Source organism: Metabacillus sp. RB-C-LZQ-3-1 (assembly GCF_058315175.1).
Genome location: NZ_JBZFLI010000001.1, coordinates 267,448 through 280,145 on the forward strand (window position 1 = coordinate 267,448; position 12,698 = coordinate 280,145).

Consider the following 12,698-nt stretch of genomic DNA (forward strand, 5'->3'; position numbering starts at 1 on the left):
AAGTATTCATGACGAAGCAGTACGTAAAAATTATCATTCATAAGAGGGGATTCATTTGGAAAAAAGTTTGTCATACCGTGATAAAAAAGTAATGTCAATGGGGACAGTATGTGAAATTACAGGATTATCTGAAAGAAGAATCCGTTACTATGAAGAAAGAAAACTAATTTTTCCTGACCGCACTGCAACTGGTTTTCGTAAATACTCTTTTTCTGATATTGAAAAACTAATGGACATCGCGGAAAAAGTTGAAGAAGGCGTTCAAACTGATGAAATACGGAGAGATTATCGAAAAAAGGAAACAGATGCTGAATTAAAGAAAAAGATGATTAGAGGACAACTAAATTCTCATTTCCAAAGAGGTGGCTTTAAGTAAGTAATTATTGCTCTAGGAACGGATATAGAAATGAAGAGTGTCGTAAAGATGTCCAATCATTTTTTATTCTAGATTAGAAGACTGAAATTTTTATAATAGGTATGTGCCTAGCTCTCCTCTTAATAAGATAAACAGAGAAGTAGTATGGAGGTGAGGGCATGGCTGTTGTTAAGGCGACTGATGCAGATATTGATTTATTAGCGAGATTACTTCGAGCAGAAGCTGAAGGGGAAGGCACACAAGGGATGCTTCTAGTTGGAAATGTAGGAATCAATCGGATTCGATCGGACTGTTCGGATTTTAAAGGTTTACGTACAATTCCAAATATGGTGTATCAGCCGCATGCATTTGAAGCAACCCAAAAGGGCTATTTTTACCAAAGGGCAAGGGACAGTGAAAAAAGACTAGCTCGTAGAGTGATAAATGGAGAAAGGTTTTGGCCTGCAAAATATAGCTTATGGTACTTTCGTCCACCTGGTGATTGTCCACCTCAATGGTACAATCAGCCTCTAGTTGACCGTTACAAGCTTCATTGTTTCTATGAGCCAACTGCAGAAGAATGTGAAAATATCTATAATACTTTTTAGCTCGCAAATAAGAGGATAATGACGGTTAGGGGTTTCCTTCGTCATTATCCTCTTATTTGTGTTTAATAACCTGTCATTTATTTTTAATCAAGATGCTCGACAAAATTCAGCAAATTATTAAGTGTTTTTAAAAGTGCAAAAAAACCGAGTCGAATTTTCTTTTTTTATTCGACACACAAGGCAAAATAAGACAAATAATCTCTTTTTGTGTTCATTTACCAACTTTACATATGGTCAATCTGTCCATTGCAGAAAAACATCCGTAAAATCTTTTTGTAAACTTCGTTATTTCCGTATAATGTTCAAATGTGATAAACTTATTTTCAGAAAAATAGCAATTGGGAAATAATTTTGGAGGTATAGCAGTGAAGTTTACATTATCAACTAAAATGGGTCAATTTCAGCCATCAATCTTTAGTGAACTTGCTCAATATAAAAAACAGAAAATGGCGGAGGGAAAACCTATCATTGATTTAAGCATTGGAAGTCCTGATTTAGCGCCTCCATCTTTTATTATGAAAACAATATCAGAAGAAGTGTTAAAAAAAGATCAGTATGGCTATTCTTTGTCAGGTACAAAAGATTTTAATAAGGCGGTTTCTTCCTTTTATAAGAAGAACTACAATGTGAGTTTAGATTTCGATGATGAAGTCCTTTTATTAATGGGATCACAGGATGGGCTTGTTCATTTTCCAATGGTTTTTGCAGATCCTGATGATGTCATTTTAGTACCTGATCCCGGCTATACAGCGTACGCAGCTGGAATTGCAATGGCAGGTGCAAAACCGTACTTTATGCCGCTGAAAAAAGAGAATCATTTTTTACCAGATTTACAGATGATCCCGGCAGAAATAGCGAAAAAAGCTAAAATCATGATTTTGAATTTTCCAGGAAATCCTGTGCCTGCATTGGCAAGTAAAGAGTACTTTAAAGAAGTTGTTGAATTCGCTAAGAAGTTCCAAATCATTGTCCTTCATGATTTTGCATATTCTGAGCTCTATTATGAAGGCAATAAACCTATAAGCTTTTTGTCAATTGAAGGAGCGAAGGAAATAGGTGTTGAGATGTCTTCTTTTTCCAAAAACTATAATATGGCTGGAACACGAATTGGATATCTAGCTGGAAACAAACAAATTGTCCAAGCAATGAATCAATTAAAAAGTAATTTAGATTATGGTGTTTTTCTCCCTGTTCAACAAGCGGCGATTCATGCACTTGAGGAAGGAGAAGCCTTTTGTCATGAAAGTAGAAAAGTATATGAAGAACGTCGTAATGTACTAGTTAATGGTTTGCAAGACATAGGGTGGAATGTGACAAAACCTGATGCAGGAATGTTTATATGGGCAGAAATTCCAAAAGGCTGGAGTTCAATGGATTTTACGTACGCACTAATCGATCGTGCCAATGTTGTAATGACACCTGGACATGCTTTTGGCCCTAATGGGGAAGGGTATGTTCGGATTGCGCTTGTTCAAGAAAAAGACAAATTAAAAGAAGTTATAGCTTCTATTCATAAGGCGAATATCTTTGCATGAACAGCAGATGCAGGTTTAGTCACAAGATGAAAGTTCCACTTTTCAACTTAAATCGACCAATTTTGGTGAAATTAACAAAAATATTACAAAACTCCTAATCAAGCTTTAATAAATCCTAGTAAACTTTTTGTGTTGATACTAAAATTAGGAGGTTTACTAGGTTGAATTTTGCTCACATTATGAAAAAAACAATTGTTGCAGCTGCTTCATGTGCACTCCTTCTTTCTCCATTTCAAACATTTGCAACTAGCCAGGTAACGAAATATGATGATGAAGGCGGACAAGGTCTTCATGTTGAATTACTTGGCAGGTATTCAAGCGGAGCCGGAATTGCTGAGGGTGGCACAGAGATTGTTGCATATGATTCAATTTCACATCATGCTTATTCAGTTAATGGTTCGGCAAAAGCAGTAGATATTATTGATTTGAATGTTTTAAACGAAAATGTTAGAGAAATCCCGCGTTTAAAGCAGATTACGTTATCGGATTTAGGAGTAGCTGCTTCTGATGTAACAAGTGTAGCGATTCATCCAGAAGGAGGATATATTGCTGTTTCAGCACCAGCAGCCAACAAGGTTGACCCTGGATTTGTTATTTTCTTGACCACAGATGGAAAATATTTATCACATGTAACTGTCGGTGCATTACCAGATATGCTCACATTTACACCTGATGGAACCTATGTGCTTGCAGCCAATGAAGGAGAGCCGAGTGATGATTATCAAACCAATCCAGATGGTTCAGTTAGTATGATCGACGTTTCAAATGGAGTGGATGAAATAACAGATGATGATGTCACAAACGTGCAATTTGAAGATGATGTAATTCAAGAGGGTGTAAGAAAAGTTTCAGAATCCGCGACATATGCTCAAGACCTTGAACCTGAATACATTGTTGTTGATGATAATAGTAAATATGCTTATGTGACATTACAAGAAAATAACGCAATTGCAAAATTAGATCTGCAAGCAAAGAATTTTGTACTTGTAAAAAGTCTGGGATATAAAGATTTTTCTGCAGGTGAAAATAAATTAGATGCTTCGAATGATGACAATGAGATTAATATAACAAATTGGCCTGTGTTATCGATGTATCAACCAGATGGAATGGCATCATATACTGTAAATGGACGAACATACATATTATCAGCGAATGAAGGGGATGCCCAAGATTATGATGGTTTTTCAGAGGAAGTAAGAGTAGCGGATTTACAAGATTCTTATGAATTAAATGCTGATTTATATGAAGGATATACCCAAGAACAACTAGACCAGATGATTGAAAATGGACTTTTTGATGATAGCCAACTTGGAAAACTGAACTCAACTACTTCTGCACCGAAGAATGTAAATGGTAACTATGAAGCGATTTATGGGTATGGAGCAAGATCATTTTCAATTTGGAATGCAAATTCATTAGAGTTAACGTATGATAGCGGTTCTGATTTCGAGAAAATTACTCAGCAGGTGTATGGTGAGGATTACTTCAATTCTAATAATGATGAAAATAATTTTGACTCTCGCAGTGATGATAAAGGACCAGAGCCTGAAACAGTAACAATTGGAAATGTTCAAGGTCAAAATTATGCATTCATTGGCTTAGAGAGAGTCGGCGGAATCATGGTCTATAATATTGAAAGCCCTGAAACACCATCATTTAATCGATACTTCTCAAGCAGAATCTTTCATGGTAAGGGGGATGTAACGGCGGCTAGCGGAGATGCTGCTCCAGAAGGATTAACATTTATACCGGCAAATGAAAGTCCAATTGGTCAAAATATCCTTTTAGCAGCACATGAAGTCACTGGAACAATCGCTGCATATCAAATTGGAATAGAAGTTGAAGAGCCAGAGGAAACTGAGAAACCTAATGTACCGAATGCTGAAGATAAACCTGAAGCAGAAGAGCCAGATGAAAATCAACAACCAACAACTGATGATGGCTCATTAGAGCAGAGTGATGATGAAAATGACAGTAGTAATAACATTGATAAAGAAAACGTTCTAACAGAGGAAAAAGAAGAAGTCATTCAAAATAAACCTGAATCAGCAAATCAAACGGCAAACCAAAATATTACAAATAAACAAGAAGAAACCGAGAAAGAAGATAGTGATAAGGGTTTTTCATTACCTAATACAGCTACCAACAACTTTAATGCTCTTCTTATAGGAGCAATATGTTTGATTTTCGGTATAGGGTTAATTGTGCGGAAAAAGTTTTTCGTAAAAGAATAGAAGGGGAGAAAGAGCGGGAGATAATTCCTGCTTTTTTAGTGCCTTGTAGAGGATTTACCAGCTTTTGGTGGTTTTAGTAAAACCTATATAAAAATAATGTTTATATTGGTCTAAAATAATATTTTTATTGATTATTTTGAATCTTTTGTCGAAAAACAGTTGTTATCTCCCTCATGAAAGTTATAAAATAGAGAAATATAGAAACTTGAATGAACATACTTTAATATGCTCAGAAGTTGTGTTTACGAAGATAAATTATTTGATTGGGAGAGTTAAACATGATGACAAAAACAAAGATCGACGTAACTTTAAGTAAAACAATGAAGGAAAAACCACAATCAGATCAATTAGAATTTGGACGTGTATTTACAGATCATATGTTTGTAATGGATTATAGCCCAGCTAAAGGTTGGCATGATGCAAAAATCGTACCGTATGAACCTATTTCCTTAAGTCCTGCTTCTATGGTTTTCCATTATGGGCAAACAGTTTTTGAAGGATTGAAGGCTTACCGTACACAAGATGATAAAGTGTTGTTATTTAGACCGGAAAAGAATATGCACAGATTGAATTTATCAAATGAACGTCTATGTATCCCGCCAATTGATGGGGAATTTGTTATTGAAGCTTTAAAACAGCTTATAGCAATTGATAAGGAATGGATTCCAACAGCAGAAGGAACTTCTTTATATATTCGTCCATTTATTATTCCAACAGAATATTATCTAGGAGTTGCACCTTCGCAATTTTACCGTTTTATGATCATTCTATCTCCAGTAGGCTCTTATTATAAAGAGGGAATTCACCCTGTCAAAATCTTTGTTGAAAATCATTATGTACGTGCAGTTGAAGGTGGAACAGGTAAAGCGAAAACTGGAGCAAACTACGCAGCAAGCTTAAAAGCTCAGGAAGAAGCAGCAAAAAGAGGATATTCACAGGTATTATGGTTAGATGGTGTTGAGAAAAAATATATTGAAGAAGTAGGAAGTATGAACATTTTCTTTAAAATTAATGGTGAAGTTGTCACTCCTGCTCTAAATGGAAGTATTTTAGAAGGAGTGACAAGAAATTCAATTATTGAATTATTGAAATCTTGGCAAATTCCTGTTTCAGAGCGAAAATTAGCAATGGAGGATGTATACGAAGCCTATAAAAACGGCCAGCTTGAGGAAGCATTCGGTACTGGCACTGCAGCGGTTATTTCTCCTGTTGGTGAATTCTTATATAATGACCAGAAAATCGTTATTAATGATGGTCAAACAGGCGAATTATCCAGAAAACTGTATGATACGTTAACAGGTATTCAGAGAGGTACTCAGCCTGATCCATTTAAATGGGTTGTAGAAGTAAAGTAATTTCGAAAAGACCGTTTTTTGATGTATGCCCACATTTCATCACTCTTAAATTTCTATAACATGTTGTTTTTTCTTAAAGATGTAAAAAGTTGAAACTTTTTACATCTTTTTTTCGTCTTACACGTAGATTAGATAATGGCAAAAGAAAATTTTAAAATCTAAGGGAAAATTTAACAATTTAGAAGGATATTTTGATAAAATATGAAATATAAATGTAATGATTGTAAAATTCGTCATGTCATTTATAATATTTTTATAGTTTTAGAAAATTTAAATGGGAAATGTGGGAGTGCAATGAGAAAAAAATATGTATCGGCAATGATTCTCTTATTGATGATGGCAGGCTGTAGTTCAAATGTAGCAAATGGCAGTCAAGAAGAAGGACCACTACCTGTAAGTAAAATGACCACACATCTATCACAATTATCTGAGAAAAAAGTAGAGTTTGCAGTGAATTTGTTACACCCAAAAACAAAAGATATCCTATATTCCTTTATTCCAACCGTTAATGAGAATCAAGATGAGTATAAAAAAGAAATTGCCCAGCTTGCAGATGATTTAGCTAAAAAACTGGACCAGGCAATGGTCCCGGCAAAATATAATAGCAATGGTCAACTAACTGGTGGAAAAAGTCGAGTGCTTTTAGATGAAAGTAAGCTAGTTGATATGCTTCTTAATGTTCGTCCGCTAGACAAAAGTTTAGACCTGCCATTAGAAATAAATGACCCGAATGTTACAGTTGAGACTGTTAAAGGTGTAAATGAAGTAGTCATCGGAAGTTATAAAACGTCTTTTAATCCAAGTGTAATAGGACGTTCACAAAATATATTATTATCAGCAAATGAAATTAACCAAATTGTGTTAGGACCAGGGGACCGTTTTTATTTTAATCTTGTTGTAGGAGAGCGGACAGCAGCTAGAGGATACCAAAAGGCGAAAGAGATTGTAAATAAAGAATTTGTTGAAGGAATTGGTGGTGGTATTTGCCAAACGTCTTCTACATTATATAATGCTGTTGCAGAGGCTGGCTTGGAAATTATTGAGCTTCATTCCCATTCAAGGTCAGTTGGGTACGTTCCGGCAGGGAGAGATGCTACTGTTTCTTGGGGAGGCCCGGATTTTAAATTCATGAACAATAAAGATTTCCCAGTTATGATCAAAACAATTGTGAATACACAATCGGGTTCAATTGAAGTTCAAATTTTAGCCTCAAAACAAAATGCTGCAAAGGTATAAGAAAAAGAATATTGCTTTGTTGGAAAAACTGGTTGAGAACCTCATGCCAGTTTTTTTGAATGTTCTTCTATATTAACTAAGTAAAAACTACCTTTTCATTAAACACTCTCCCATAAAAACTCTTTTTATAGTACGATAGTGAAAGAGTGCTAGATAGAAAGGAATAATTAAAATGTCTTATAAAATGATTGTTTTAGATTTAGATGATACATTGCTTCGTGATGATCATACGATCTCAACTCGGACAAAAGAAGCTTTAATGAAAGCACAAGAACTTGGAGTAAAGGTTGTGTTGGCTTCTGGGCGTCCTACATATGGGATGAGACATATTGCTAAGGAATTGAACTTGGGAGAATACGGAAGCTTTATCCTTTCTTTTAATGGAGGGAAAATCATTAACTGCTCATCAGAAGAAGAAATGTTTAGCAGCACATTAAGCCCGGCAGCTGTCAAACAGTTATATGATCTTAGTGTTAGAGAGGGAGTTTATATTCATACGTATATTGGGGACGAAATAATTACCCAAGATGAAAATCCGTACACAGATATTGAAGCAAAATTAACAGGCTTATCTATTAAGATTGTTCAAGATTTCGTAAATGCTGTTAATGAACCTGTTGTGAAGAGCTTAATGGTGGGACCGCCTGAACAATTAAAGGAAGTAGAGAAAAAACTGCAAATAGAGCTTGAGAAAGAATTTAGTATTATGCGCTCCAAACCTTATTTCTTAGAGTTTACAGAAAAAGGTGTTACAAAAGGGACAAGCTTAAATCAATTAATTCAAGCTTGTGGAATAAAGCGGGAGGAAGTTATAGCTATTGGCGACAGCTATAATGACTTGTCAATGATTGAGTTTGCAGGTCTTGGTGTCGCAATGGGAAATGCCCCTGATGATATTAAAGAGATAGCTAATTTTGTTACAGATACCAACATGAATGATGGTGTTGCAAAAGTGGTAGAGGAATACATTTTATCAGCTTATCAAGTAAAAGCATAAAGTGAAACTTCGATCAGTTACGGGTTTCCTCATCCCGAACTGATAATTAGTTAAACCAATCGGACCTTTACGGGCAGTAAGACCCGCCTACCTTCATTGATAACGAAGCTTGAGGTGAGGTGGGGGGTTATAGCCAGTTAAGAATGGGAAAAAAGAAAGAACTTTATAAAAGTTTTAGCGATGACTAACTAACTAGTTAGTCTCTTTTTTTGCTCATTTTTCAGCTGAATCACCTTTTCTTCCGATTAAGCTGAAAATTACTCAAAAATATTGTTAGAAAAACTAACATATATATAATATTCTAACCCCTTCCAATGTATAATTTATCTAATCTAAGGTAGGGGAGCATTTGGGAATTACGAAAAATGTAGATTGTTGTTAGATTTTATAACATTTTGATTGGTGGCATTTGTTTGTGAGGGGGAAAAGTCATTTGGAAATTTTAATAAAGAACGCAGAGATCATTACAATGAATAACCAAGATGCCATTGTACATGGTGACATCTTAATTAAAAATGATCGAATCGTTGAAATCAACGAAAAAATTGAGCATATGACAGCTGATAAAGTGATTGATGGAACCGGTAAAACTGTCATTCCAGGTTTAATTCAAACTCATATTCACTTATGTCAAACATTATTTCGGGGCCAAGGAGATGATTTAGAGCTTTTAGACTGGTTAACGAAAAAAATATGGCCATTAGAGGCCGCACACGATGAAGAATCCATTTATTATTCAGCGATGCTGGGATTAGGGGAATTAATACGTAGTGGAACAACATCTATTATCGATATGGAAACAGTTCGCTATACAGAACATGCGTTTAATGCGATTGCTGAAAGTGGAATTCGTGCAACTGCGGGGAAAGTGATGATGGATCAAGGGGAAAATGTTCCACAGATTTTATTAGAGAATACGAATCAGTCCATTCAAGATAGTGTAGATTTACTGGAAAAATGGCACAAATATGATAATGGAAGGATACACTACGCTTTTTCACCTCGATTTGTGATTTCTTGTACAGAATCAATGCTTACACAGGTGAGAGACCTGTCTGAAAAATATCAAGTTATGGTCCATACTCATGCCTCTGAAAATCAAAAAGAAATAGAAATTGTAGAAGCAGAGCGTGGAATGAGAAATATTGTGTATTTAGATCATATAGGTTTAGCAAATCCGAGACTTCTTTTGGCCCATTGTATATGGTTGGATGACACTGAAAAAAGAATTATTCGCGAGAAGGGTGTAAAAGTGAGCCATTGTCCTGGTTCAAATTTAAAACTTGCTTCTGGGATTGCAAATACACCTGAAATGCTTGAAAATGGAGTCTTTTTAAGTCTAGGTGCAGATGGAGCCCCTTGTAATAATAATTTGGATATGTTTAATGAAATGAGACTAACTGCATTAATTCAAAAACCGGTGCATGGTCCTACAGCAATGGATGCTAAGAAGGTATTGCGTTTGGCTACAATGGGTGGAGCTGCAGCAATGGGGATGGAAAACGAAATTGGTAGTTTAGAAGTCGGGAAAAAAGCAGATCTTGTTTTATTAGATTTAAATGATTTTCATACGTATCCTTCATTAGACGTGGATCCAATTTCAAGAATTGTTTATTCGGCTACAAGAGCGGATGTTGACACAACTATTATTGATGGAAAGATTGTGATGGAAAACCGGCAATTAAAGACGATTGATAAACCAATTGTATTAAAAGAAGCCAATCAGTCTATTAAACGGTTAATCCGGCGAATTTCAAATGTAAATACATCAATCAGATAATTGGATAAATACCGATAAGTGAAAAAGGAGGGAGAGGGTGCGAACAGATATCTATGAAATTCTTGATGCGATCTCACAAACATCTGATAAAAAAGTACTGACCACAATAGTTGATGTTGAAGGATCTGCCTATAAAAAAGCAGGATCCATGATGTTAATAGATGAAAAAGGAAAGCAAACAGGGTTATTAAGTGGTGGATGTTTAGAAAAAGATCTTCTCGGAAGATCAAAAGATTTAATGATTAATCAAGCGTCAGCCATTATGACTTATGATTTATCGGCTGAGGATGATCTCTCCTGGGGGCAGGGTATCGGCTGTAACGGGATTATTAAGGTGCTGATTGAGTCCATATCCCCTTTATTAACCACCCATTTAATAAAAGTAAGGGACTATATCCAAAAAGGTCAATCAGTCACTCATGTAAAAAGGCTAACAACAGATGGAGTTGTCACAGGCTACCTATTTTTTACTGCAGCATCAGAGTATTTTGGGCAGTGGAATGGAGAAGTGCCAAACATACAAAAGTTAGCAGTAAATAAATTAACGTTTTCTCAAGAAGTGATTTACTATAAACAAGAAATACCTGCAAGGCCAAGGTTGTTTATTTACGGTGCTGGTGCAGATGCAAAACCACTTGCTCATCTGGCTTTCTTAGCTGGATATCAAGTGATTGTGGCTGATTGGAGACCCGGACTTTGTCATAAAGATCATTTTCCTTTTTCATCCCAAACGGAAGTTGTAACGCCTATTGAATTTATTGGGAAATTCACCTTTTCAGACCTAGATTCCATAGTATTAATGACACATCATTTTCAAAAGGATCATGAGTTAATTAGATTGTTGTTCAAAACACGAATTGGTTATTTAGGAATCTTGGGATCAAAGGATCGAGCAAGAAGATTATTTAAGGGATTAGCTCTTCCTAGTTGGGTTCATTTTCCTGTTGGCATAGATATCGGAGCTGAGGGTCCACAAGAAATTGCCATCAGTATCATGGCTCAATTGATTCAGATAAAAGCGAAGAGGAGGGATGTCAGTGTCGTATGAACATATTGTCGGGATCTATTTAGCAGCTGGTCATAGCTCAAGAATGGGGACCTGTAAATTATCATTACCACTGGCAGGGGATCCGCTTGGAACCATAGCATTAAAAGAAATTGTCCAATCTAAAATCAATTCATTAATCATTGTAACAAAAGATATACAAACATCTTGGCTACGATCTGTCGAATCATTACTGACAAGCTCAGTTCATTGGGAAAATATCATAAGTTTACAAGCTCATTTAGGTCAATCCTATTCACTTCGGACTGGAATTCAACGGGCAATCCAGATTGGTGCAGATTCGGTTGTTATTTTTTTAGCTGATCAACCGTTTATCACCTCACATATGATCAACCGCCTCATCCATCAATCAAAAAAAGCGAAGGATTTTGTAGCAGCATTTGATGGTGAACATATAAAACCTCCTATTTTATTTCATCAAAAAGCATTCCCATATTTGTTATCCGTTCATGGTGATCAGGGGGCAAGAAGTTTATTAAAAAAAGGAGTATTAAAAGGAATAAACGTACACGTAGATCCAGCAAATTTACTGGATGTAGATACAAAAGAGCAGTATGAATATTCTAAAAGTGTTTTTTTACCATAATTTTTTCTGCGTAATCTCTTTCTGCCAGTATAGGAGTCAATTTTAGAACTCAACATAGAATCGAGGTGCTTTTAAATGACGAATCAAGAGCTCACACAATCAAAATTTGACATGATCGTAAAACAACCAGTATTAATAGAAGATGCGCTCATCCAAAAGAACGATTCTCAAGCGGTATTTGTAGGAGGTGGAACATTACTACAATTGCACTGGGAATCAGGTACCCCCCTCCCTCATACGTTAGTCGATCTTTCATTTCTCAACCATTTAAAAGGAATTACATGTCAAGAACATGGTGATACCTCAAATGTGATAATAGGAGCTTTGACAACCATTGCAGAGTGTCTGTCACATCCTCTCATTGTCAAACATGCTCCATTACTCGTTGAGGCTTGCCGCAACATTTCTGCCCCAGCAGTTCGAAACAGAGCGACAATTGGGGGGAATGTTGCCAGTCTAGTTGGTGATTCAATCCCTGCACTTTTAGTTTTAAACGCAAAAGTAAAAATAGCCATTAAAGACCATATTTATGTCATGACTTTATGGGATTGGCTAAAGATCAACCATCAGCAACCCTTTTTATTACTTGAGATCATTGTTCCATTTTCTGTTAAAGGGACGAAAGACTTTTATCGAAAGGTCGGTAGGAGAGAAGCGTTTATCCCTTCATTACTTTCTATAAGCGGACAATGGAAAAAAGATGATGATGGTAAGCTGCAATTTATTCGTTTAGCGGTTGGTGGAGGAAGCCATCGTCCGGTCAGGCTTGAAGGAGTGGAACTGATTTTAAAAGGGGAAACAATAAATAAAAAGGTTTTATATCAAAAAATATTAGATGAATTTCAATCATATTCAGATCCATTCATATCTGAGGCATATAGAAAAAAGGTTGCAGCAAACATCATGATGGCAGAATTAGGAACTGTTTTAGGAGAGGAGGGATAAG

General features: G+C 35.9%; 11 protein-coding genes. All 11 read left to right on the forward strand.

Translation table 11 applies throughout. The features are described from left to right. Positions 1 to 55: 55 nt before the first annotated feature. Positions 56 to 376 carry a MerR family transcriptional regulator gene (locus AC4GZ8_RS01510; RefSeq protein WP_491080032.1) on the forward strand — a complete coding sequence of 107 codons (321 nt, stop codon included), beginning with the start codon at positions 56 to 58 and terminating at the stop codon, positions 374 to 376. 158 nt (positions 377 to 534) lie between these two features. Then, a complete protein-coding gene (locus AC4GZ8_RS01515) occupies positions 535 to 963 on the forward strand; it encodes a cell wall hydrolase (RefSeq protein ID WP_491080033.1) in 429 nt (142 codons plus the stop codon). 365 nt (positions 964 to 1,328) lie between these two features. After that, positions 1,329 to 2,498: an LL-diaminopimelate aminotransferase gene (locus tag AC4GZ8_RS01520; protein WP_491080034.1), complete on the forward strand. Its 1,170-nt coding sequence runs from the start codon at positions 1,329 to 1,331 to the stop codon at positions 2,496 to 2,498. 161 nt (positions 2,499 to 2,659) lie between these two features. Next, complete coding sequence (locus AC4GZ8_RS01525) at positions 2,660 to 4,732, forward strand: choice-of-anchor I family protein (protein ID WP_491080035.1); 2,073 nt, start codon at positions 2,660 to 2,662, stop codon at positions 4,730 to 4,732. Positions 4,733 to 5,013: 281 nt separating this feature from the next. Further along, positions 5,014 to 6,087, forward strand: a complete 1,074-nt coding sequence (locus AC4GZ8_RS01530; RefSeq protein ID WP_491080403.1) for a branched-chain amino acid aminotransferase — start codon at positions 5,014 to 5,016, stop codon at positions 6,085 to 6,087. Positions 6,088 to 6,381: 294 nt separating this feature from the next. Beyond that, a complete protein-coding gene (locus AC4GZ8_RS01535; protein WP_491080036.1) occupies positions 6,382 to 7,323 on the forward strand; it encodes a VanW family protein in 942 nt (313 codons plus the stop codon). Between the two features lie 172 nt (positions 7,324 to 7,495). Beyond that, positions 7,496 to 8,320, forward strand: coding sequence for a Cof-type HAD-IIB family hydrolase (locus AC4GZ8_RS01540; protein ID WP_491080037.1), 825 nt, complete (start codon positions 7,496 to 7,498; stop codon positions 8,318 to 8,320). A 433-nt stretch (positions 8,321 to 8,753) separates the two neighbouring features. Next, positions 8,754 to 10,100, forward strand: a complete 1,347-nt coding sequence (locus AC4GZ8_RS01545; protein ID WP_491080038.1) for a 5'-deoxyadenosine deaminase — start codon at positions 8,754 to 8,756, stop codon at positions 10,098 to 10,100. Between the two features lie 37 nt (positions 10,101 to 10,137). Next, a complete protein-coding gene (locus AC4GZ8_RS01550) occupies positions 10,138 to 11,148 on the forward strand; it encodes an XdhC family protein (protein ID WP_491080039.1) in 1,011 nt (336 codons plus the stop codon). Further along, positions 11,138 to 11,752 carry an NTP transferase domain-containing protein gene (locus AC4GZ8_RS01555; RefSeq protein WP_491080040.1) on the forward strand — a complete coding sequence of 205 codons (615 nt, stop codon included), beginning with the start codon at positions 11,138 to 11,140 and terminating at the stop codon, positions 11,750 to 11,752. The genes AC4GZ8_RS01550 and AC4GZ8_RS01555 overlap by 11 nt, the downstream gene beginning before the upstream one ends. Before the next feature lie 75 nt (positions 11,753 to 11,827). Then, a complete protein-coding gene (locus AC4GZ8_RS01560; RefSeq protein ID WP_491080041.1) occupies positions 11,828 to 12,697 on the forward strand; it encodes an FAD binding domain-containing protein in 870 nt (289 codons plus the stop codon). The last annotated feature ends 1 nt before the right edge of the window (position 12,698 follow it).